This window comes from Alexandriicola marinus (assembly GCF_004000435.1).
Lineage (GTDB): Bacteria > Pseudomonadota > Alphaproteobacteria > Rhodobacterales > Rhodobacteraceae > Alexandriicola > Alexandriicola marinus.
In genome coordinates, this window is sequence record NZ_RBVZ01000002.1 from 636,939 (window position 1) to 660,007 (window position 23,069).

Annotated in this window: 21 protein-coding genes; 3 read left to right on the plus strand and 18 right to left on the minus strand. The window is 62.4% G+C overall.

The annotated features are described in order from the left end of the window. Positions 1 to 36 precede the first annotated feature (36 nt). The 9 genes from EP376_RS09505 to EP376_RS09545 form a co-directional block, all read right to left on the minus strand. Positions 37 to 1,218 carry a DNA recombination protein RmuC gene (locus tag EP376_RS09505; RefSeq protein ID WP_127655304.1) on the minus strand — a complete coding sequence of 394 codons (1,182 nt, stop codon included), beginning with the start codon at positions 1,216 to 1,218 and terminating at the stop codon, positions 37 to 39. After that, positions 1,215 to 3,032 (minus strand): DNA mismatch repair endonuclease MutL, encoded by a 1,818-nt coding sequence (gene mutL, locus EP376_RS09510; protein ID WP_203330984.1) that lies wholly within the window; start codon positions 3,030 to 3,032, stop codon positions 1,215 to 1,217. Before mutL ends, EP376_RS09505 begins: the two co-directional genes overlap by 4 nt. A 65-nt stretch (positions 3,033 to 3,097) precedes the next feature. Then, positions 3,098 to 4,405: a M16 family metallopeptidase gene (locus tag EP376_RS09515; protein ID WP_127655306.1), complete on the minus strand. Its 1,308-nt coding sequence runs from the start codon at positions 4,403 to 4,405 to the stop codon at positions 3,098 to 3,100. After that, a complete protein-coding gene (locus tag EP376_RS09520) occupies positions 4,405 to 5,754 on the minus strand; it encodes a M16 family metallopeptidase (RefSeq protein ID WP_127655307.1) in 1,350 nt (449 codons plus the stop codon). The genes EP376_RS09515 and EP376_RS09520 overlap by 1 nt, the downstream gene beginning before the upstream one ends. Before the next feature lie 111 nt (positions 5,755 to 5,865). Continuing rightward, on the minus strand, positions 5,866 to 6,297 hold the full coding sequence (locus tag EP376_RS09525) for a DUF3035 domain-containing protein (RefSeq protein ID WP_338068391.1): 432 nt from the start codon (positions 6,295 to 6,297) through the stop codon (positions 5,866 to 5,868). A gap of 120 nt (positions 6,298 to 6,417) precedes the next feature. After that, entirely contained in the window at positions 6,418 to 6,912 is a 495-nt protein-coding gene (lspA, locus tag EP376_RS09530; RefSeq protein ID WP_127655309.1) for a signal peptidase II, read from the minus strand. A gap of 16 nt (positions 6,913 to 6,928) precedes the next feature. Further along, positions 6,929 to 8,518 carry a bifunctional phosphoribosylaminoimidazolecarboxamide formyltransferase/IMP cyclohydrolase gene (gene purH / locus EP376_RS09535; protein WP_127655310.1) on the minus strand — a complete coding sequence of 530 codons (1,590 nt, stop codon included), beginning with the start codon at positions 8,516 to 8,518 and terminating at the stop codon, positions 6,929 to 6,931. A gap of 11 nt (positions 8,519 to 8,529) precedes the next feature. Continuing rightward, positions 8,530 to 10,254: a heparinase II/III family protein gene (locus tag EP376_RS09540; RefSeq protein WP_127655919.1), complete on the minus strand. Its 1,725-nt coding sequence runs from the start codon at positions 10,252 to 10,254 to the stop codon at positions 8,530 to 8,532. Positions 10,255 to 10,390: 136 nt separating this feature from the next. Next, positions 10,391 to 11,677: an RsmB/NOP family class I SAM-dependent RNA methyltransferase gene (locus tag EP376_RS09545; protein ID WP_127655311.1), complete on the minus strand. Its 1,287-nt coding sequence runs from the start codon at positions 11,675 to 11,677 to the stop codon at positions 10,391 to 10,393. A gap of 75 nt (positions 11,678 to 11,752) precedes the next feature. On the opposite strand from EP376_RS09545, the gene EP376_RS09550 reads away from it, so the two are divergent. Then, positions 11,753 to 11,944 carry a DUF1674 domain-containing protein gene (locus EP376_RS09550; RefSeq protein WP_127655312.1) on the plus strand — a complete coding sequence of 64 codons (192 nt, stop codon included), beginning with the start codon at positions 11,753 to 11,755 and terminating at the stop codon, positions 11,942 to 11,944. Between the two features lie 6 nt (positions 11,945 to 11,950). On the opposite strand, the gene EP376_RS09555 is transcribed toward EP376_RS09550, so the two are convergent. Together EP376_RS09555 and dapB are read right to left on the minus strand one after the other, a co-directional pair. Beyond that, the gene (locus EP376_RS09555; RefSeq protein WP_127655313.1) at positions 11,951 to 12,316 is read right to left on the minus strand and encodes a dihydrodipicolinate reductase; all 366 of its coding nucleotides are present in this window, start codon (positions 12,314 to 12,316) and stop codon (positions 11,951 to 11,953) included. 63 nt (positions 12,317 to 12,379) lie between these two features. Beyond that, positions 12,380 to 13,201 (minus strand): 4-hydroxy-tetrahydrodipicolinate reductase, encoded by an 822-nt coding sequence (dapB, locus tag EP376_RS09560; protein WP_127655314.1) that lies wholly within the window; start codon positions 13,199 to 13,201, stop codon positions 12,380 to 12,382. 101 nt (positions 13,202 to 13,302) lie between these two features. Between dapB and rbfA the strand changes: the two genes are divergently transcribed. Both rbfA and EP376_RS09570 read left to right on the plus strand, forming a co-directional pair. Then, a complete protein-coding gene (gene rbfA, locus EP376_RS09565; protein WP_127655315.1) occupies positions 13,303 to 13,707 on the plus strand; it encodes a 30S ribosome-binding factor RbfA in 405 nt (134 codons plus the stop codon). Further along, a complete protein-coding gene (locus EP376_RS09570) occupies positions 13,704 to 14,435 on the plus strand; it encodes a phosphodiester glycosidase family protein (RefSeq protein ID WP_127655316.1) in 732 nt (243 codons plus the stop codon). The genes rbfA and EP376_RS09570 overlap by 4 nt, the downstream gene beginning before the upstream one ends. A 9-nt stretch (positions 14,436 to 14,444) precedes the next feature. Here the strand turns inward: EP376_RS09570 and gyrB are convergent, their stop codons facing one another. The 7 genes from gyrB to EP376_RS09605 all read right to left on the minus strand — a co-directional run bounded on the left by gyrB (position 14,445) and on the right by EP376_RS09605 (position 23,066). Next, the gene (gene gyrB / locus EP376_RS09575; RefSeq protein WP_127655317.1) at positions 14,445 to 16,862 is read right to left on the minus strand and encodes a DNA topoisomerase (ATP-hydrolyzing) subunit B; all 2,418 of its coding nucleotides are present in this window, start codon (positions 16,860 to 16,862) and stop codon (positions 14,445 to 14,447) included. 92 nt (positions 16,863 to 16,954) lie between these two features. Next, entirely contained in the window at positions 16,955 to 17,482 is a 528-nt protein-coding gene (locus EP376_RS09580) for a GNAT family N-acetyltransferase (RefSeq protein WP_164744899.1), read from the minus strand. After that, complete coding sequence (gene recF, locus EP376_RS09585) at positions 17,472 to 18,563, minus strand: DNA replication/repair protein RecF (RefSeq protein ID WP_127655319.1); 1,092 nt, start codon at positions 18,561 to 18,563, stop codon at positions 17,472 to 17,474. Before recF ends, EP376_RS09580 begins: the two co-directional genes overlap by 11 nt. Before the next feature lie 65 nt (positions 18,564 to 18,628). Next, positions 18,629 to 19,747: a DNA polymerase III subunit beta gene (gene dnaN / locus EP376_RS09590; protein ID WP_127655320.1), complete on the minus strand. Its 1,119-nt coding sequence runs from the start codon at positions 19,745 to 19,747 to the stop codon at positions 18,629 to 18,631. Between the two features lie 109 nt (positions 19,748 to 19,856). Further along, a complete protein-coding gene (gene dnaA, locus EP376_RS09595; protein WP_127655321.1) occupies positions 19,857 to 21,203 on the minus strand; it encodes a chromosomal replication initiator protein DnaA in 1,347 nt (448 codons plus the stop codon). Between the two features lie 662 nt (positions 21,204 to 21,865). Further along, the gene (gene rpsT / locus EP376_RS09600) at positions 21,866 to 22,129 is read right to left on the minus strand and encodes a 30S ribosomal protein S20 (RefSeq protein WP_127655322.1); all 264 of its coding nucleotides are present in this window, start codon (positions 22,127 to 22,129) and stop codon (positions 21,866 to 21,868) included. A gap of 160 nt (positions 22,130 to 22,289) precedes the next feature. Beyond that, complete coding sequence (locus EP376_RS09605; RefSeq protein WP_127655323.1) at positions 22,290 to 23,066, minus strand: enoyl-CoA hydratase; 777 nt, start codon at positions 23,064 to 23,066, stop codon at positions 22,290 to 22,292. Positions 23,067 to 23,069 lie beyond the last annotated feature (3 nt).

Consider the following 23,069-nt stretch of genomic DNA (forward strand, 5'->3'; position numbering starts at 1 on the left):
AGTTATCCGCGCCGGGGGGGATCATGCAACGCCCCTTCACTCCGGCCCGCGCAATTGGACGACGGATTGCGGCCCCTCGACCTCCTGATCGCCGAAATCAAAAGCATCAAGCCGGGCGGCACGTTTGCCCGCCCGTTCTGCAGCCGTGGTGATCCCTTCAACGTCCCGGCGGGCCTGATCGAAATGAGTTTCCAGCTTGCCCGCCCGTTCGACAACGAGTTCGACATCCCGGTGCAACTGCGACAATGCCTTGCGAATCGCGCCCGCCTGTTCGCGCATCCGCGCATCCTTGAGGATCGCGCGCATCGTGTTGAGCGTCGCCATGCAGGTCGTCGGCGAGACGATCCAGACACGTTCGGAAAAACTCAACTGCACCAGATCCGAGAAATTGGCGTGGATCTCGGCATAAACGGCCTCGGACGGGAGGAACATCAACGCCCCGTCAGCGGTTTCCCCCTCAAGGATATAGCGTTCGGAAATCGCCTTGATATGCGTCCGGACCGCGCCGCGAAATGCGCGGGCGGCTTCGGTCAAGTCCCTGTCGGTCCGGGCGGCCCGCAAGGCCTCGTAGGCCTCGAGCGGGAATTTCGAATCGATGACGATCGGGCCCGGTGGATTGGGCAGATGGATCAGGCAATCCGCGCGACGGTTGTTCGACAAGGTCGCCTGCAGCGAATAGCTGTCCGGCGGCAGGGCCTTCGACACGATATCATGCAGCTGGATTTCGCCAAACGCGCCGCGGGTCTGCTTGTTCGAAAGGATGTCCTGCAAGCTGAGCACATCGCCTGACAGCTTGGTGATATTTTCCTGCGCCTTGTCGATGACCTGCAAACGCTGCTGCAATTCGCCAAGGCTCTGGGCCGTGTTGCGCGACGTGCTCGACAGGTTCTGGGTCATGACCTCGGTGACCTTCGACAACCGCTCTTCCATCAGGCGCAGAATCTGCGCCTGGCTTGCCGCCTGCGCTTCGGAGACATGGGTCAGACCACCCGATAGCTGCTGCTGCGCATTCGACAAACCCTCGACCCGGCTTCCCAGCGCACCAAGATTGCGCGCCATCTGATCGGCCATCGCCTCGGTCATGCGCGCCGAGCGGCCCGACCGGCCAAGCGTCACCCCGATCATCACGAAAAGTGCGAGGAGAAGAACCGCACCGATCAGCACCCCCAGGACAAGCGGGTCGGACAGGTCGTAGGACTGATCCCCGATCATGATCATCGGCGGCCAAACAACCGTTCGATATCGGCCAGCTCGAGAGAGACATATGTCGGCCGACCGTGGTTGCACTGCCCCGAATGCGGGGTTGCCTCCATCTCGCGCAGAAGGGCGTTCATCTCGTCGGCCCGCATCTGCCGGCCCGACCGGACCGACCCATGACACGCGACGCGGCTCAGGATGGCGTCCAGCCTGGATTGCACGGTGGCCGAGCTTCCCAGATCGGCCAGCTCATCGGCAATGTCGTTCAGAAGCGCCCTGCAATCCACATGGCCCAGGATGGCCGGGGTCTCTCGCACAGCGATGGCGGCACCGCCAAAGGGCTCGATCCGAAGGCCCAGCCGGTCCAGATCATCCGCAATCTCCAACACCCGCTCGGCGTCGGAGGGGTCCATCTCAACGATCTCTGGGATCAAAAGCGCCTGCGAGGCAACGCCCCTCTCGGCCATCTGCGTCTTGAGCTTTTCATAGACCAGCCGCTCATGCGCCGCGTGCTGATCGACGATGACCATGCCGGTTTCGGTCTGCGCCACGATGTAATTCTCGTGAAGCTGCGCCCGTGCCGCACCAAGGGGGCGGGCCTCGGCTCCGCTGTCATCCTGCGACGGCGCCTCGATCCGCGCGGAGGGCGCCTCGGCAAAGCCGGTCATTGGCGCCATCGACGGCGGCGGCGCGGAGCGTGGGGCAGGCCTGTCCATCTGGTAGATGCGCGGTGACTGAGGCTCCGGCGACATGGCGCCCAGCGTTTCGGCCCCGACCGTGGTGGAGGAACGGTGTCCTGCTTCGGCCAGCGCATGGCGCACGCCCGACACGATCAGCCCGCGCACCACCCCCGAATCCCGAAACCGCACCTCGGATTTCGCGGGATGAACATTCACGTCGACCTTGTGCGGATCGCAATCCACGAAAAGGACAGCCGCCGGGTGACGATCCCGGCTGAGAAAATCCGAATACGCCCCGCGAAGCGCGCCGATCAGCAGCTTATCCCGAACGGGGCGGCCATTCACGAACAGATGCTGACTGACCGACGACCCACGGGAATAGGTCGGCAGGGCGGCATAGCCCGTCAGGTGAAAACCCTCCCGCTCCGCATCAAGCGGCACCGCATTCTCGGCGAAATCGCGGCCCAGCACACTGGCCAGCCTGCCATGCAGCGCATCGAAGAGATCGCCTGTCTGCGCATCGGCGCGAAACCTGATCTTTTCGTCGCCATCAGACGCATCGCGCAGGATGAAGGTCACGAAGGGTTCGGCCATCGCCAGCCGCTTTACGACATCGACCAGAGCCTGACCCTCGGCGCGATCCGTGCGCAGGAATTTCAGCCGGGCGGGTGTCGCATAAAACAGATCGCGAAGCTCGACGATCGTGCCCGATCCAAGGGCTGCGGGCTTGACGGGCCCCACCTTGCCACCCGCGACGGTGATCGAGGCCGCGTCCTCGCCCTGCCGCCGGCTGGTGATCGTCAGCCGACCGACCGCGCCAAGGGAGGGCAAAGCCTCTCCGCGAAAGCCGAACGTGTGGATATCCAGTAAATCGCTGCCATCGATCTTCGACGTGGCGTGGCGCGACAGGGCAAGCGGCAGATCATCCGCGGTCATCCCGCAACCGTCGTCCCGCACCCGGATCAGGCTGCGGCCACCGTCGGCAATCGTGATCTCAATCCGGCCGGCACCGGCATCGATCGCATTCTCGATGAGTTCCTTGGCAGCCGATGCAGGCCGTTCGACAACTTCGCCCGCCGCGATGCGGTTGATCGCCGCTTCGTCAAGCTGCCTGATCGTCGGGTTTGTCCTGATATTGGGGTCATCGAGGGTCATGCCACAAGGGATAGCATGACCCTATGCGATTCTGACAGGGGGTTTGGCGACCGCCCGAGGCAAAATCAGTTGGTTTCCAGACCCTCCGGCTGACCGACGATCACGAAATGCAGCGCATCGGCATCCAGAAGTTCAGCGGCCACGCGGTTGATCTCTTCAAGTGTGACGGCCTCGATGAAATCGTTGCGGTTGACCACGTATTCGGGCGACAGGCCGACCTGCTGCATACCGACCATAATATCCGCGATCGGCCCGTTCCCGTCGAACCTGAGGGGGTATTCACCGGTGATGAACGTCTTGGCGGCATCCAGTTCGTCTTGCGTGACACCATCCTCGGCGATGCGGGACCATTCGGCACGAATCACTTCGATTGCCTCGGCAATCCGGTCATTCGACGAGGCAACCTGACCCAGAACCATCTCCGTCCTCTCTCGCGGGACGAGGAAGGTCGAGATGCCGTAGGTCAGACCACGCTTTTCTCGGACCTCGTTCATCAACCGGCTTTCAAAGCTGCCGCCACCAAGAATGTGGTTCAGCACATAGGCCGCAAAGAAATCGGGGTGATCCCGTTCGATCCCGTCGTGCCCGAACAGGGCCACGGATTGCGGGGTCGGAAAATCGACAACCGTCACCCCGCCTTCCAGACCGAATTCCACGTGCCCCGGTTGTTCGGGGGCCTCGGCCGGAAGATCGGCCAGCAGCATGTCGACAAGACGGGCAGCCTCCTCACTGTTCACGTCGCCGACGACCGAGACGTGGATTGCAGCCCGGGTCACCGTATCCCGGTGCGCCTGCAAGAGATCATCGCGGGTCAATGCGGCGACGGTTTCCGCCGTGCCATCCATGTCGGAGCCATAGGGATGATCCGGAAACGCCATGGCATAGAACGTGTCGCCGGCGATGCGGGACGGATTCTTGGCATCGGCCTCGATCCCCGCCAGAACCTGCGCCCTGACCCGTTCGATCGCATCGGGATCAAAGCGGGGCTCGACTAGCGCCTGCCGCAAGAGCGCGATCGCCTCGTCGGACTTTTCCGTCAGGAACCGGGTCGAAACGGTGACGGTGTCGTCATACGCCCGGAATGTGAAAGAGGCGGCGAGCGATTCGCGCGCCTCCTGAAATTCGCGCGCGTCCATGTCGGCAGAGCCCTCTTCCAGAAGGGCCATCATCAGGTTGACCGCACCGCGTTTGCCGGGGCGATCAAGATTGGCACCGCCCTCCATCCTCACCTCCATCGCGATGAAGGGAAGGGACCGCTCCTCGACCACCCAGGCGTCGATGCCCTCGGGCGTTGTGATCGTCTGGATCTCGACTGCGGCGCTGGCGATGCCCCCCGCGAAGACAAGGCAGATACCAAGGATGAAACGGCGCATCACAGTGCTTCCTCGCGGTTGTTGACGATCCATGCGGTGACGGACTGATTACGATCGAACACCAGTTCGGCCGCAGCCATGATGTCGTCGGCGGTGACCTGCTGAAGGATATCGGGCCAGGCCTGAACGTCCTCGACTGTCAGGCTTTGGGCCAATGCCGCGCCATAGCGCCGGGCCAGTGTCGACACATCATCCCGGGCATAAATCTCGGAGGCGTAAAGCTGGGTCCTGATCCGCTCGAGCTGATCTTCGTCGACGCCTTCCTCCATGAATTCGGCGATAGCACGATCCATCGCGTCTTCGGCCTCTTGCAGGCTGACACCCTCGGCGGGAACCACAGTGATCCGGAATGTCGTGTCATCAAGCGAGCTTCCGCTGTAGCCCGCGCCGGAGAACAGGGCGATGTCGCTTTCAAAGGTCAGTTTCGTGCCCAGAACGGACGTGAAGGACGACCCGCCCAGCACCTCGGCCAGATAAACAAGCGCCGCGGCGGTTTCCTGATTTCCGGGATCACGCTCGGGGGCAAGATAGCTGCGCGAGAGGTAATCCTGCGCGACACGCTGATCTTCATAGATCAGACGCCGCTCCGCGCGCTGGGGCGGTTCGGCGGGGCGAACGCGATCCGGCAGGTTCGGTTCGGCCGGGATGACGCCGTAATACTCCTCGGCAAGCGCGCGCACCTCGTCGGGATACACGTCACCTGCGACGACAAGGATCGCGTTGTTCGGGGAATAATAAAGATCGTAGAAATCGAGCGTGTCCTGCATCTGCAGCTGTTCCATCTCGTGCATCCAGCCGATGATCGGCGTGCCGTAGCGATGGTTCAGGAACTGTGCGGCATTGATCTGCTCACCGGCCAGCGCTCCGGGGCTGTTCTCGGTGCGCTGATTTCGCTCTTCGATGATGACCTGACGCTCGGTTTCGATGTCTTCGGGGGTCAGACGCAGATTGTTCATCCTGTCCGACTCCATCCGCATCATCAGGGGAAGGCGATCGGCTGCGACGCGCTGGAAATAGGCAGTGTAGTCATAGCTGGTGAAGGCATTGTCCGTCCCGCCGTTCGCCGCGACCGTCGCCGAGAATTCGCCGGCCTCAAGCGTATCGGTCGCCTTGAAAAGAAGATGTTCAAGGAAATGCGCAACGCCGGACACGCCCGGAGGCTCGTCCGCCGATCCGGTCCGATACCAAACCATATGCACGACAACCGGTGCACGGTGATCTTCGATCACCACGACATCCATTCCATTGTCGAGTGTGAAGGTCGTTACCTGCTCGGCGGCATACGCCGGAGCGAGGCGAAGGACAACCAAAAGGGCTGCAGTCAGGAAAAGCGCAAGTGGCCGGGTCATTGACGGAACTCTCCTCAAGGTCACACCGAAAGAACGTAGGGCCCTGCACCCTTCACGCAAGCGGCACAACGCGCTTGTGAAGATACGGTTTTGTAACCTGGCCGACAGGCCCTAGCGAGGTGGCGCTGACGGGACCTCTACGCCCAGCGCGCGGAATCTCTCCAGCTCGGCATAGGCGTCAAGCGCCCAGCGCCGGTAGGCGGGGAAATACTGATCCTGCCCGAGAATGTCGAAGCTGCGTGCCAACCGGGCCCGATCGCGGAATGCCGCGTCTTCCTCGGCGAGCGTGGCCCGGATCGACGGATCGACGCCATTGCGCGAAACAAAGCCGACAAGCGCTGCATCCCGGGCCGGAACACCGCCGGCGACGGTGGCGGCGGGGTTGCCGCGCAAGGCCCGGATCGCATCACCCAAGGGATCGGGATCGGTCAGGTTGGTGCCCCCCGGCGTCGGCGCAGGCAGGGTCAGGCTTTCCGGGGCCTGAAGCGGCAGGGCCGGAATCACCGAGAATTCATCCGGCCCGTTCCCGGAATCGACGACCATCAGATTATCCCGACCGCTACAGGCCGAAAGTGCAGCTATCATCGTTGCGACAAGTAATGTCCGGCGCATGAGCCTTCCCAATCAGGATTTTCCCGGTAATACCGCAGCCATCGGCATTCGTCACGCCGCCTTTTTGCGGGGCTTTCCCTTACCCTTGCCCGCCCCGTCACCGGTAAAGATCACCAGCCCGATCGCGCCCACAAAGATCGCGATATCGGCAACGTTGAAGGCATAGGGGTTTTCGATCCCGCAGCACGACATGTTCAGGAAATCGGCCACCGCGCCGTAAAGAATTCGGTCGATCACGTTTCCGATCGCACCGCCGACCAACAGGCCCGCAGACACAAAGGTCCAGCGGCTGCCCCCGTCGCGATGGACCCAATAAAGGACGAGGGCCGTTATCCCAAGGGCGATCCCGATCAGGATCCACCGCATATCAAGCCCCGAGAACAGGCCGAAATTCACACCCCGGTTCCAGGCCATCCGGAACACGAGAAATGGTGGGAAGACATCGATCGACATACGGTTGATCAGATCGAGCCAATGCACCACGACATATTTCGTCGCCTGATCGACGAGGAAGATCCAGAAAGATGTCCAAAGGGTCAGGCGCATGTCGGTCCCTTTTCGTTCAGTGCCGGAAATGACGCATTCCCGTGAATACCATCGCGATCCCGGCCTCGTCCGCGGCCTCGATCACCTTGTCGTCGCGCATCGAGCCGCCCGGTTGAATAACGGCCGTCACACCGGCTTCTGCCGCAGCCAGAAGACCGTCGGGGAAGGGAAAGAACGCGTCCGATGCAACGACGGAGCCGATCGCCGGGCTCTGATCGAGCCCCAGCTCCTCGCCCATCCGCGCGGCCTTGAGCGCCGCGATGGTCGAGCTGTCCACCCTGCTCATCTGGCCGGCACCGATACCGACCGACTGGCCGTGCTTCGCATAGATGATGGCATTTGACTTCACATGTTTCGCGACCGTCCATGCAAACAGCAGATCCGCGATCTCGGCCTCGGATGGGGCTTTGCGTGTCACGACCTTGAGGTCGGATGCGCCGATCCGGCCGATGTCGTCATCCTGAACAAGCCATCCGCCCGACACCTGCCTCACTGCAAGACGGGCCGCCAGCGGATCGGCCAGACCACCCGTCGTCAGCAGGCGAAGGTTCTTCTTGGCGGCAAAGACCTCATGCGCCTCGGGGCTGGCCTCGGGCGCAATCACGACCTCGGTGAAGATGGCCGAGATACGTTCGGCCGTCTCGCCATCCAGCATACCGTTCAGGGCAACGATCCCGCCGAAGGCGCTGGTCCGGTCACAATCGAACGCGCGCGAGAAGGCATCGGCGAATGTCTCGCCACGTGCCACGCCGCAAGGATTGGCATGTTTGATGATCGCACAGGCCGGACCGTTGGCGGGGTCGAATTCGGACACCAGACGGAACGCGGCATCTGTATCGTTGATATTGTTGTAGCTCAGCTCCTTGCCCTGATGCTGAATAGCGGTCGCGACACCCGGCGCATGACTTCCATCGGTATAGAACGCGGCATCCTGATGAGGGTTTTCGCCATAGCGCAGCGTCTGGGCGATGGTCCCGGCAAAGACCCGGCGGCGTGGCGCGGGTTCTGCGATGGCGCCGGCCATCCAGGTGCTGACGGCCGCATCATAGGCCCCCGTCCGGGCATAGGCGATCTGGGCCAGCCGCTGGCGGAAAGCGCGCGTTGTCTGCCCGTCGTTCGACTCGAGCTCGGCCAGAAGGGCGTCATAATCCTCGACATCCGTCACGACGGACACGAAGGCATGGTTCTTTGCCGCAGCCCGGATCATCGCCGGTCCGCCGATATCGATGTTCTCGATCGCGGTGGCATAGTCGGCGCCCTTGGCCACCGTCTCTTCGAACGGATAAAGGTTCACGACCAGCAGATCGATGGCCCCGATGCCATGCGTCTCCATCGCGGCGAGGTGTTCGTCGTTGTCGCGCAGGGCAAGCAGACCGCCGTGGACCTTGGGGTGAAGCGTCTTGACCCGCCCATCCATCATTTCGGGAAAGCCGGTGATCTCGGCCACATCGGCAACCTCGAGCCCCGCCTCGCGAAGCGTGCGCGCTGAGCCACCCGTTGACAGCAGCTCCACGCCGCGATCCGCAAGCGCGCGCGCCAGTTCGACCAGACCGGTCTTGTCGGAAACGGACAGAAGTGCCCGGCGAAGGGGGGTTAGGTCGGACATCCGGCGGCCTTTCAGTTCACATCCTCGTCTTGCATCTCGCGCCCGTCGGGGGTGTAGCCGATCGTTCGCGGATCGACCGCATAGTCGCGCACGGCGGTCGGCGTTTCCTGCGCCTTGGCCAGCGACCAGCGGATGCGCGTCGCATAGGACATTGCGCGGCCGGTTAAAACCACCTGTTTGGTAGAACGGGGCCGAAGTCGCCCTGTTTCGAGATAAACCGAGGATTGTAGCGCCAGTTGCTGCGCTCCGATCTGGCGCAGAATCCAGACCTCCCCGCTCTTGAGAGCCATGGAGACAGCCGCGCCGCCCATGTCGATTTCAGCATCCACATCGGGATGCAGATGAAAACGGATTGCATAGGGGATGCCCTGAAGTTTCTCGGCATCCATCGCGCGGTCAAAGCGGGTCTCGTCCGCGGCACTCAGCGTGGTGAGGTAATCCTCCCCCACCAGCGCACGCCCGTCGGCCGCAATCTCCAGAGTCCGCGCATGAGTCAGGCCATGCGTGCCCTGCCACCCGTTGTGGGCCATCTCGATCTTCTGGCTGTCGCTTGTTCGATGCGTCTCGAACGGGACAAGATCGGGAACATCCGACAGCATTTCGGCCGTTCGAGCGCCAAGCCGTTGCGGCGGCGCCAGACGGGAGGAGGAATATCCCTCGAGGCTCAGCGTCGAATGGCTGGGCGTGGCCCGGCCCGCCCGGCGCCATTCCTCTCCGAAACTGGCCCCCGACCCGCAATTGACGATCAGCGGTCGCCGCCCCGACGTCAGCTCCATCGCGAGTGTCGAGGCATGGGCCCGCGCGGAGGCCGGTCCACGCGGGGGCGGCGCCGCATCCGCGATGATCGAGGTCCGGCCGGCCAGCATATGGGCATAGCCCATGGCAAGCCCCGCCTCGTGGCGTTCGCGGGATCCGCTGCCCGACAGGGCGGCATCGAGCCAGCCATCCAGACCCCGCCCGCCCCCGTGAAACCGTGCGAGCGATCCGTCCGAATGCCGCAGCGCGCGCAATGTCGGCGCGATCTTCTGCCGCGCCTGAGCGACGCCCAGTGGCAGAGGCTGGCCGGATTGTTCGATTGCAAGCGCCGCCCAGTTCAGGAGCGTCAGAACCTCGAGGAGTTCTTCGGGATTGCGGCTTGGAATGCTGCCGTCTTCGTTGATCGTCTCGATACATTCGCGGCCCAGCGCCTGGATCGCGGGCGCGACAAGTTCCTGCATCCCCTCCAGGGCAAGACCCGCATAGATCACACCCGTCAGAGCCTCGAGCCTGTCGATGCCGGGATCGGCGATCTTCCAGCGCTTGACCAGAAACCGGGTCTGGCAAGACAGGCTTGCGAACAGGGCGTCGCCATCCTCTTTGGGACGCAGACGCATCAGCAGGATCGCATGGTTGATCCAGCGGATCAGTCGTCGGCCGGTGATCCCCGGCGTCCAGCCCGGCCCGGTTCCGCGCCCAAATCGTTCGATCCAGTCATAGACCCAGGTCTGCGCCCGCTCGGTCGCCTTGTGATCGCCAACCGCGGCGAGATCATCCAGCCACGCGCAGCCATGCAGCAGCGGTGCGAAAGGCGCATCCTCTGGAGCGATATCCCAAATCGATGTGTCTGGTGCCTCGATCAGGTGGCCGGCAAAAAGAAAGTTGCCGGCGATCAGCTGTCGCCCACGGGCATAAAGTCCGATTGTGCGCGGCTCTGGCGCCGTGACAAAGGCAGACGCGGGTTCGGCCCTGCCCGCCATCCGGACATGGAAACGATTCAAAAAGAGCGTCCCACGCTCCGCGATCCGACGGTACTGGGTCACACTGCAACTGCCTCTGAAGGATGTGTTTCACATCTCTTGATTGTGGTAAGTCTAGCCGCATCAATGCGCGAAGTCACGCAGGCTTTCGCAGGCAGGCGATATGGAAACCATCCATACCGCCAAGGTCGCTCCAGTAGTCGGGCCTGAGACGCAGCCCACCCTCTTCGGAAAGCCACGCGGTTTCGACGCCGGGAACAGTGAGCGCGGCCGTGTCGGCCTCCAGCCCGGGGTGACGCGCCAAGGCCTCCTCGACCTGAACCTCGCCCTCGTCGGGCAAAAGGCTGCAGGTGCAATAGACCAGACGCCCCCCGGGGCGCAGCAGCCCAAGCGCGTGGTCGATCAGCCGCGCTTGCAGATCGAAGAGGCCCGCGAATTCGGCGCCATCCTTGGCGAACGGCAGATCAGGATGGCGGCGGATCGTCCCCGTTGCCGAACACGGCGCATCCAGAAGGATCGCATCAAAGCCGGCTTCGGTGAACTCCAGCGCGTCAGACGTGATGACCCGGGCCACAAGCCCCGTCCGGCCGAGGTTTTCCCCTAGTCGCTCCAGCCTGTCGGAGGAAATGTCGACCGCCGTGACATCGGCGCCGGCGGCCGCAAGCTGAAGTGTCTTGCCTCCGGGGGCGGCGCAAAAGTCGAGGACACGTTCGCCGGGACGCGCCGCCAGAATACGTGCCGGGATGGCCGCGGCGGCATCCTGAACCCAGAAACGACCCTCGGCATAGCCGGGCAGTTTCGAGATCTGCCCGGTCGATCCCAACCTGACCGAACCGGACGGCAGGACCGTTCCTCCAACGTCGCGCGCGAGCGCTTCGGCATCCTCACGCGGGGTCAGGTCAATCGGCGGCGTTTGGGAAAAGACCCGTTCCATTGCCGCGATGGCGGGATTTCCCCATGCCTCGGCCAGCGGACCACGCAGCCATCTTGGCAGCTTCTGGGACGGAAGATCAGGCCAGCGCGCCGGCCCGGTCTCGGCCACCTTGCGCAGGACGGCATTCGACAGGCCGCGATAGCTAGCCGTTCGCTTGCCCTTGCCCACGATCGCCACGATGGAATTCACGACACCATGCGCTGCAGCACCTTCGCAAATCTCGACCACGCCAAGCCGGAGCGCATTACGCACCGCCAGAGGCGGCGCCTTTCTGAGCAGGGGCTTCAGGATCGCATCGGCCCTCGACAGTGACCTCAGCGTCATCAGCGCAAGTCGCTGGGCCCGGGCCCGATCTTCATTGGCGAGGTGATCCAGAGTGCCGCCTGCGATCAGTTCGGACAGAAGCCGGCCTTCGCCAATGATCCCGCCAAGCAGCCTCAGCGCGGCCTTTCTGGGTGCCAAACCCGTCTCGTCGACCTTGCGTTCCATGCTGCACCGACTTGTTGTAAGTGACCTGCGGCGTATATCACGCAATGCCAGTCCACAACTGCGAGTGAGGGCCCGATGACAGAGAAGACACCCGAACCGACAGATCTTCCGCCTGCTGCCCGGCGCGCGCTTGCCGAAGCCGAGGCCCGACGCAAGGCGCGCGAGGCCGACGGCTCAGACCGCCCGACCGAGATTGGCGGACCAACCGGACCTGAGCCCGTTCGCTATGGCGATTGGGAGAAGAAGGGGATCGCGATCGACTTCTGATGCGTGTCAGCGCAGACGGAAGGTCGCAGATTGGCCTTCGCCACGATCGACGGTGAACCGCATCTCGTTGGATCCCTTCACCTCGACCAATTGGCAATTATAGCCGATATCCCGCTCGCCCCAGTCCATGTCGCGGCAAAAATATCCGTTTTCCCAGCTCCAGTTGCCGGTCACCGTCCGGCCGACCGCACTTCCGGCGATGCGCCCATCGGGCAGGACATTCAGGCTCAGCCCGTAAAGTCCGATCCGAAGTTCTTTGCCGTTCACAAGGTCCAGAAATGCCGATCTATCCTTTACGGGAACGAAGTCCTGCGCGGATGCGGGTACAGCCAAACCAACCGCGACAAGGGCTGCAGCAAAAATGCGTTTCATGGAACCTCTCCTCTTGGCAACTGGTCTCTATACGGGACAAGTCACCAATCGGTTCAGTTCCCGCTAGGCGAGATCCCGCAAACCCAGCACGTCGATCATGTCATATTCGCCCGGTCCCTGTTCGTGCCCCCAAAGGGCCGCACGAAGCGCGCCGCGGGCAAAAATGGCCCGATCGGTCGCCACGTGTCGCAGGGTGATCCGCTCTCCCGGTGCTGCGAACAGCACATCATGCTCTCCGACGATGTCGCCACCGCGTATCGCAGTGAAGCCGATGTGCCCCCGTTCGCGCGCTCCGGTGATCCCGTCGCGACCCCGGTCGGCCACCTGGTCCAGCTCGACCCCGCGGCCTTCGGCGGCGGCATGGCCAAGCATCAGGGCGGTCCCCGATGGCGCATCGACCTTCTTGTTGTGGTGGGCCTCGATGATCTCGATATCGAAATCCTCGCCCAGTGCAGCCGCGACCTTTCGGGTCAACAGGGTCAGAAGGTTGACGCCAAGGCTCATGTTGCCGGCCCGCACGATGATGGCGTGCCGCGCAGCGGCGCTGATTGCGGCAAGGTCATCCGTGGAAAAACCCGTCGTTCCAATAACGTGAACGGCCCGCGCCTGTGCGGCAAGGCCCGCGAATTCGACACTGGCCGCAGGCGCCGTGAAGTCGATCACCGCCTGTGCCTTGGCAAAGGCCGCAAGCGGATCGTCCGTTACCGCGATCCCGACCGGGGCACCGCCCATCGCCTCGCCAACATCCCGGCCAACCCAGGGATGTTCAGGTCGTTCGAGGGCCGCCACCAGCTGAGCCTTGTCGGATCTGAGTACCTCGTGGATCAGCATCTGGCCCATTCGGCCGGATGCCCCGGTAATCACCACCGCAATTGTATCTGTCATCGATCATTCCCCAGACAATGCCTATGCTCACATAACGGGAAGCCCGCTTGCCCGCAAACGGGCCGCTTGGCAACGCGGCGCACAGATCATAGGTAGCGATCATGAAAAAGCATGGATCAAATGACGGCCACCCTGGTGCTGGCCCGTCTCAGCGGCAACTGCGGGTGGGGGAACTGATCCGCCGGCGGCTGTCGGAAATCCTTCAGCGCGGCGATGTGCATGATGCCGACCTTCTGGACATGTCGATCACCGTTGGAGAGGTGCGCGTGTCGCCCGATCTTCGGATCGCGACGGCCTATGTCCTGCCCCTTGGCGGCGATGACCGGGAGAAAGCCCTCGATGCTCTCAGGCGGGCGCGGCATGAATTGCGACGGACAGTCGCTGGCGGGCTCAAGCTGAAATATGCGCCCGAACTGCGTTTCGAGATCGACGACACCTTTGACCGAATCGACGCGACGGCCAGATTGTTCGCCGACGAAAAGGTCCGGAGGGACGTTGAGGAATGAGGCTCGCCCTCCTCGGCCTTGCAGTATCGCTGATCATCGGTAGCCCTTCGCAGGCGCGCGCCACCGAGTGTCGGGACATCATCTTCGAAGGACTGAGCTTCACCATCTGCGAGACGCGCCCGGCGCGCGACCGGATCGAGTTGTTTCACGCAGATGCTGACGGTGAGGTTCTGGGCAGTTTCGACGCGATCGAAGAGGCTGCAGCGCCGCGCGGCGTCATCCTTGCGATGAACGCCGGGATGTATCACCCCGACCGGTCGCCTGTCGGACACCTTGTCATAGATGGCGAGGAACGGATGCGCGTCATTGCATCGGCAGGTCCGGGCAATTTCGGGCTCCTCCCCAATGGCGTTTTTTGCATCGAGGCTGATCGGGCCCGCGTGATCGAGACATTGCGCTATCAGGATGCGCCGCCGGTTTGCACCTACGCCACCCAATCGGGCCCGATGCTGGTCATCGACGGCGAACTGCACCCCCGGTTTCTGCCGGAGTCGGAATCCCGGTTTGTGCGCAATGGCGTCGGCACCGACGATGCCGGCACGCGGGCCGTTTTTGTCATTTCCAACCAACCCGTCACGTTTCACCAATTTGCCCGGGTCTTTCGCGATGAGCTGGGGCTCGATCAGGCGCTTTACTTCGACGGGCGTGTCTCGCGTCTGCATGCACCGGGTTTCGGCCGATCGGACCCCGGCTTTGCCATGGGTCCGATCGTGGCCGTTCTGGACTAGCCGAACCGATCAGAAATCGAGGTTCTCGACGCTGAGTGCGTTGGTCTGGATGAATTCGCGGCGCGGCTCGACCACATCGCCCATCAGCTTGGTGAACAGATCGTCCGCCTCTGCCACGTCATCGACCTTGACCTGCAGGAGCGTCCGCCCGTCCGGGTCCAGCGTTGTTTCCCAAAGCTGATCCGGGTTCATCTCCCCCAGCCCTTTGTAGCGCTGCAATGTCAGACCGCGTTCACCCTCTTCGAGAATCGCCTTGAGCAGGTCGAGCGGGCCATAGATGATCTGGGACCGATCCTTGCGGATCAGGGTGGCGGGCAGGTTGTAGATCTCCTGCAGGGAACGGGTGAAACTTCCGGTGCGGCGCGCCTCGCCGGACCGAAGCATAGGCCCGTCAAGCGTGCGAACCTCTTCGACACCGCGCAGGATGCGTGCAAGTCGGATGCCCTTGTCCTGCGTGATCCGGCCCTGCCAGCCGCGTTCGTATTCCAGCGCAATCAGGTCAAGCCGCTTGGCCACCAGATCGGCCACGCCTTGCAGATTGGAATCCACGGCGCCCGGAACAAAGGCCCCGGCGATCGCGGCCTGTTCAAGGATGTGACGGGGATAATGAGTCGGGAACGCATCCAGCACGCGCCGCAATTGGCGGGCCTCTTCGACCACGCGGAGCAGATCGGCACCGGCCAGTTCAGTCCCGTCCTGCAACCGCAGGAGCGTGCTGTCGAGGCCCTGATCGATCAGGTATTCGTCAAGCGCTGCCTGATCCTTGAGGTAAACCTCCGACTTGCCGCGCGCGACTTTGTAGAGCGGCGGCTGAGCGATATAGAGATATCCGCCCTCGATCAGTTCCGGCATCTGACGGAAGAAGAATGTCAGAAGAAGCGTCCGGATATGCGCGCCGTCCACGTCGGCATCGGTCATGATGACGATCTTGTGGTAGCGCAGCTTTGCGATGTTGAATTCGTCGCGGCCGATCCCGGTGCCCAGCGCCATGACGAGGTTCCCGATCTCCTGGCTGCCGAGCATCCGGTCGAACCGCGCCCTCTCCACATTCAGGATCTTGCCGCGCAGGGGCAGAACGGCCTGTGTCCTCCGGTCCCGACCCGTCTGGGCCGACCCGCCAGCACTGTCCCCCTCGACGAGGAACACCTCGGTCTTCGAAGGATCCTTTTCGGAGCAATCCTTGAGTTTTCCGGCAAGAAAATTCACGTCCATCGCCGTCTTGCGCCGGGTCAGCTCGCGCGCTTTGCGCGCCGCTTCACGGGCCAGCGCGGCCTCGACGATCTTGCCGACGATGACCTTGGCTTCATTCGGGTTTTCTTCGAACCACTCAGAAAGCTTCTCGTTCATGAGGCTTTCGACGGCCGGGCGCACCTCGGACGAGACCAGCTTGTCCTTGGTCTGGGAGGAGAATTTCGGATCGGGAACCTTGACGCTCAGGACGCAAGTCAGCCCTTCGCGCGCATCGTCGCCGGTGAAATTCACCTTTTCGCGCTTCGCGATGCCACTTTCCTGAGCGTATTTGCCGATCGTTCGCGTCAGCGCAGCCCGAAAGCCCGCCATATGCGTGCCGCCATCGCGCTGCGGGATGTTGTTGGTGAAGGGCAGAACCATCTCGTTGTAGCTGTCATTCCACCACATCGCGACTTCGACGCCGATATCATCCTTTTCGCCGACCACATGGATCGGTTCGGGCATCATGCCCGTCTTGTGCCGGTCCAGATACTTGACGAATTCCCGAACCCCGCCTTCGTAGAACAGCTCGGATTTGAGAGGCTCGGCGGGGCGTTCGTCTTCGAGGATGATCCGCACGCCGGAATTGAGAAAAGCCAGCTCCCTCAGGCGTTTCTCGAGAACGTCGAAGCTGTAGTCGAGGTTCGAGAAAGTATCCGTCGACGCAAGGAACCGGACCTCGGTGCCTGTCTCACCGACGGCATCGCCGGTGACCCTGAGATGCTCGACCGTGTAGCCGCCCTCGAACCTTGCGAAATGCTCCTTGCCATCGCGCCAGACCCGCAGCTCGAGCCAGTCCGACAAGGCGTTGACGACCGACACACCAACCCCGTGCAGACCGCCGGAGACCTTGTAGGAATTGTTGTCGAACTTTCCGCCGGCATGGAGCTGGGTCATGATGACCTCGGCCGCGCTGACGCCTTCTTCCTCATGATGGCCGACGGGAATGCCGCGCCCGTTGTCCCGCACCGAGACCGAGCTGTCGGCATGAATTTTCACGTTTACATAGTCTGCGTGCCCGGCCAGAGCCTCGTCGATGCCGTTATCCACGACTTCATAGACCATGTGATGCAGGCCGGAGCCGTCATCCGTGTCGCCGATATACATGCCAGGACGCTTGCGGACAGCATCCAGCCCCTTGAGAACCTTGATAGAATCCGCGCCGTATTCAGGTTGGCTTGCGGGTATGTCGGACATGCTCGGAACCTTCGCTATTCAAACCCAAAATATAGGGATCCGGCGGCAGATTGTCACGTCGAAACCGCAATATTTCGTGTGTGCGCAAGCTGTCAGAATATCGGGCCGAGCAGATCGACTTGCAGGTCGGAGGGCCATGCCCGATCACGCATCTCAAGCACCATCAAGTCCGATGACGGCCCCTCTTCGATATCGATCGACCGACCGCCCTCGATCCGCAGGAACCGCACCGGATTGCCAACCGCCCGAAACCCGGCCGCGGGGTAAAGAAGCGCGGTGCCGAACAGCACGAAGAAGTCGGCCTTGGTCTCACGCGCCTCGGCGATCGCCCGGTCCAGCAGCATCGAGGCGATGCCTTCGCCCCGGCGGTCGGTCGCGGTGCTGACCTCGCCAAGTCCGACGATATCGACCATCTCGTCGCCGATCCGGATGGCGCGGAAACATAGCGCCATGTGGCCCACGAGCCGCCCCGCGTCGCGAGCCGTCAGCCGGACGTGATGGCGTTGCTTGTAAAAGGAATTGCCCCCGAATTCGGTATCAAAGGCTGTCAGCAAGAGGCCCGCGATCTCTCGGTCCAGTTCGGGCGTCAGATGCATTTCCTCGATCCGTTCAATCAGCATAGCGCACCACCGATTCTCCATTTTCATCCGTGACTTCAAGAAATTGGCCCGACGCGCCCAGATCGTCGAACAATTCCGGGCCGGTTCCCGTCATGAAGGCCTGCACGCCAAGGGCGCGGATCTCGTCGTAAAGGGCCGCGCGCCGACCGGCATCAAGATGTGCCGCCACCTCGTCCAGCAGCAGGATCCGCGGGGAGCCCTCGCCAAGCGCGCGGACATTGGCGAGGATCAGCGAGATCAGGAGCGCCTTCTGCTCTCCGGTGGAGCAATCGCGGGCGGCCATGTCCTTGGCCTCCCAGACGGCCTCCAGATCGCAACGATGAGGCCCGATCAGGGTCCGGCCCGCCGCGAGATCGCGCGCGCGCCCGTCGGCAAGGGCGGTCCTGAGCGCGTCTTCCCCGTCGGGCAGGTCTCCCTCTGCATGTGACAGCGACAGGCGCGAGGCGGGAAACACATCGCTCGCAACGGCCTGCGCAGACATCAGCGCCGAGATCGCGGCCCGGCGGCCTTCGGTGATCAGGTGGCCACTGGCCGCCATCTGCATCTCGAGCGCGGTATACCAATGGGAATCGCGCACCATGTCCTTGAGCAGACGGTTCCTCTCGCGCATGGCGCGATCATAGCTCAGCACCGCCTCGGCGTGGCCGGGATCAAGGCTCAGCGCGGCCCGGTCAAGGAAGCGGCGTCGTCCGTCGGCGCCTTCGATCCAGAGCCGGTCCATCGTCGGCACAAGCCACAATAGCCGGACGATGCGCCCCAACGCGACCTGCGGCTGCGCCTTGCCGTCGATCCGGACCTGCCGCCCGGCACCCGGCTCTGCCCATGTTTCGATGTCATGACCCGACCCAAGGCTTGCCGTGATCTTCCAGCCAAGCGCCTCGGGTCGCCGGACAAAATCATCACTCGTGGCCCGCCTGAGCCCGCGCCCCGGCGACAAAAGTGAAATGGCTTCGATCAGGTTCGTCTTGCCTGCCCCGTTGGGGCCGAAGATCGCCATCGGTCTGCCGTCGAATTCAAGATCGACCTTCCTGTGAGACCGGAAATGCCGCAGCCCGATGCGTGATATGACCTGGCGGCGCATTCCGTCCTCCGTTGATCGTGATGCGGATGGCTGAATGGATGCCGGGCGCTGCCCCGGATCGCGGATCAGACGCGCATCGGCATCACGACGTAGACCGCCGTCTCGTCATTGCCTTCACGCATCAGGGTCGGGTCGCCAGAGGAATTGAACAAGAACACCGCATTCTCACGGTCGACCTGACTGGCGATTTCCAGCAGGTATTTCGCGTTGAAACCGATTTCAAGCCGCTCATCGCCATAGGCAACCGCCAGTTCCTCTTCCGCAGCGCCGCTGTCGGGCGCATTGACGGACAGGACAAGCCGGTCTTCATCGAGGCTCATCTTCACGGCCCGCGACCGCTCGGACGAGACGGTCGCTACACGATCGACGGCCTTGGCGAAATCGGCGGCATCCACCTCGAGCCTGCGCGTGTTCCCCTGCGGAATGACCCGCGTGTAGTCCGGGAACGTCCCGTCGATGACTTTGGAGGTCAGGGTGATGGCGGGCGTCGCGAAGCGAACCTTGGTTTCGCTGACCGAAACGGCGATTTCCATGTCATCTTCGTCCAGCAGCTTGCGCAGCTCTCCCACTGTCTTGCGCGGAACGATGACGCCGGGCATCGCTTCGGCGCCGGGGGGCAACTCGGCATCGATCCGGGCCAGGCGATGCCCATCGGTCGCCACGCAACGCAGCACTTGGCCGCCGTCCCTCTCGGCCACGTGCATGTAGACACCGTTGAGGTAGTAGCGGGTCTCTTCAGTCGAGATCGCGAATTTCGACTTGTCGAACAGACGGCGAAGGACAGCGGCCTTTGCCCCGAAATTCGCGCTGTATTCCGAGCTGGCCATCACGGGAAAATCTTCGCGCGGCAGCGTCGCCAGCGAGAAATTCGATCGCCCCGCCTCGATGGTCAGTCGCCCCGACTGCGCGTTGTCCGACAGCGTGACAAGCGCCCCATCGGGCAGCTTTCGGACGATTTCATTGAGCGTGACCGCCGAAACCGTCGTGGCGCCGGCCCTTTCGACCTGCGCCGGGGCCCGGTCAACGACCTCGATATCAAGGTCTGTCGCACGGAACTGAACGTCGGACCCCTCGGCCTCGATCAGGACGTTGGCGAGGATCGGAATTGTGTTGCGCCGCTCCACCACGGATTGGGCCTGTGCAACGGCCTTGAGGAGCGCGCCACGCTCGATGCTGAATTTCATGTCCCTCGCTCCGCTTCTGGACGGACCATCCTGTCCGGGAGGGGAAACCTACCGGTTTTCCCTTCCTACTCAAGTGATGTTTGTGTTTTGGGCGAGCGGGGTGTGGCGGTCAAGCTTCGAGAGCGCGCCGAAGCAGTTCCACATCCTCGGCGATCTGGCTGTCGGTTGCCATCAACTCCTCGATCCGCTTGATCCCGTGCATGACGGTCGTGTGATCGCGCTTGCCGAAGCGCCGGCCGATTTCCGGCAGGGAGCGGCTGGTGTGCTGCTTGGCCAGATACATCGCGACCTGACGAGGCCGAGCATAGATCCGCAGACGTTTCGGACCCACAAGGTCCGACAGCCGGATGTTGTAGTGATCGCTGACCTTGCGCTGAATCTCCTCGATCGTGATCTTGCGATCCGAGGCCTTGAGCACATCGGCAAGGCAATCCTGCACCAGTTCCATCGTGATGGGTTTGCCAACCAGGCTGGCAAAGGCAAAGAGACGGGTCAGAGCCCCCTCGAGAACCCGCACATTCGACGAGATGCGGTGCGCCAGAAATTCCAGAACACCGTCGCGGATTTCGAGATTGGGATATTCAGACCGGTAGAGCTGCGCCTTCGTCTGAAGGATCCCTAGACGAAGTTCGTAATCGGTGGGATGCAGATCGACGACCAGACCGCATTGCAGCCGCGATTTGATCCGATCCTCGAGATCGGCAATGTCGCCCGGCGCGCGGTCGGCCGAGATGATGATCTGCTTGTGGCCATCAACGAGGGCGTTGAACGTATGGAAGAACTCCTCCTGCGTGGAATCCTTGCCGGCCATGAACTGGACGTCATCGACCATCAGGACATCGACAGACCGGAACAGCTGTTTGAAATCCATCATCCGCTTTTCACGCAGCGCCGTGATGAACCGATACATGAATTGTTCAGCAGACAGGTAGAGCACATTGAATTCGGGGCGGCGCGCGCGAAGTTCATGCGCAATGGCATGCATCAGGTGGGTCTTGCCCAAGCCCACACCGCCATAGAGGAACAAAGGGTTGAACGACACCGCGCCCCCCTCGGCCACCCGCCTCGCGGCTGCATGGGCCAGTTCGTTGGGTTTGCCGACGACGAATGTATCGAAGGTGAACCGGGCATCCAGACCGATCCCGTTGCCACTGTCTTTCATCCGGATACCATCCTGTTCGTCAGCCACGGGCAACGTCGGGCGCGGTGCGGGTTTACCGGTCGCTGCGAATTTCAGACGCTGAACCTCGGTCCCCGTCCGATTCACGTGATAGAGAATCTGGTCGCCGAAATTCTGTGACACGTAATTCCCGATGAAGTTCGTCGGGACCCTGAACGTCGCAACACCGTCCGTTATCGCGTCAAGTTCAAGCGGCTCGATCCAGTTCGAGAAGTTGTTTGCCCCGATCGCAAGGCGCAAATCTTCCAGAACTTGACCCCAGATTTCTTCAGTCATTATTGCCCACACCTATCGGTCGTTCCCGGCCATTACGCAGCTTGTCTGTCGCTGCTTACGGCACTTGCTTCATTCCGCGACCTCGTCATCCAAGCCTCCCGCCACTGTCCCGAATGGCGGGTGACGCACCGAACCGCCTGAAGGCGGCAAACGGCACTGGTCAAATACAGCTTTGCACCGGAGAGAAGACGGCCGCGCCGTCCGGCCCAAGCCGGACATAAAGACACTGCCTCCGGCGTGCCGGAGAGCCCGTGTCAAAACCTGCGCGCGCATCGACAAAAACATATCATTCCGAGCGAGCAGTTGCCCGGATGCGTCGATGAACTGACCGTGGTCATCCCCCCAGTAGGAACGACGTGAATCGCATGATGAAGCTACCAATCCCGGTCGCGCAGCTTCAACTGAACCTTTGGCTTGACTCTGTCTTTGCCAAATCGCGAATCTCACGGCCTGTTGAATCCGGTAGACTTAGATGGCGGGATGTGTCCCGCAGGCCAACCTCAATGGCGTTCACTGCCGATATACGGAAGCTTTCTTGACTCCTTGGTCGACTTGGGAACCCCAAGACAGGCGAGTGATTCCTGTGAACCGCAGACGGAAACGCAAACGGCGCGCGCCCTGTCCGGGGCGCGCGCCGTTTCTGTCGGGACTGATCCCGGGTCTTAGCCGAGCGCTTTGACGCGGCTCGAAAGACGGGAGACTTTCCGCGAGGCGGTGTTCTTGTGCATCACGCCCTTGGTGACACCGCGCATCAGCTCGGGCTGGGCGGCGCGCAGGGCGGCCTGTGCCGCTTCCTTGTCACCGGAGGCGATCGCCTCTTCGACCTTGCGAAGGAAGGTCCGGATGCGCGAACGGCGGGCTTTGTTGATTTCGTAGCGACGCTCGTTCTGACGGGCGCGCTTTGCAGCTTGACGGGAGTTTGCCATGTTATCGGCTCCGTTTCGTAAATGTCATTTCCATCACGCGGCGAAGCCGATTGACCGGGTTTTGGAACCGGTTCCGTCCGGCCAAAGCGGGCCTCACACGCATTTCTGCGCTCTCTTAGGACCAATCCCCAGGAAATGGAAGCCGGAATCTTCGGGCTGGTTAGCGATCCCGGAATTGTGCCTCGCGCTTTTCGGTGAATGCGGACATGCCTTCGGACTGATCCTCTGTCGCAAAAAGCGACTGGAACAGCCTGCGTTCATAGAGCACGCCTTCGGCAAGCGTCGTCTCGTAGCTGCGGTTGACCGCATCCTTCACCGCGCGCGCGGCAAGGAGCGACTTCTCGGAGATCTTGACCGCAGCGCTGCGCGCCTCGTCCATGAGTTTCTTGACCGGCACGACACGGCTCACAAGGCCCGATCTTTCGGCCTCTTCGGCATCCATGAACCGCCCTGTCAGATGCATGTCCATCGCCTTGGACTTGCCCACCGAGCGCGTCAGCCGCTGGGTTCCACCGATTCCAGCGACAACGCCAAGGTTGATTTCCGGCTGACCGAACTTGGCCGTATCGGCCGCGATGATGAAATCGCACAGCATCGCAAGTTCGCATCCACCGCCCAGCGCATAGCCGGACACGGCCGCGATGACCGGCTTGCCGACGTTGCAGATCCGATCGCTCGGGCCGGAGAACGGGTCGTTGTAGAACATCTCGACAAAGGTCTTGTCCGCCATCTCCTTGACATCGGCGCCAGCCGCGAAGGCCTTTTCCGATCCAGTGAGGATGATGCAGCGCACCTTGTCGTTCCGGTCGGCCTCTTCCATCGCCTGGGCAAGCTCGGTCATCATCTGCTTGTTCAGGGCGTTCATCGCCTCTGGCCGGTTGAGGGTGATCGTCGCGATATAGTCGGATATGTCGACAGTAATGGTCTCGTAGGCCATTGC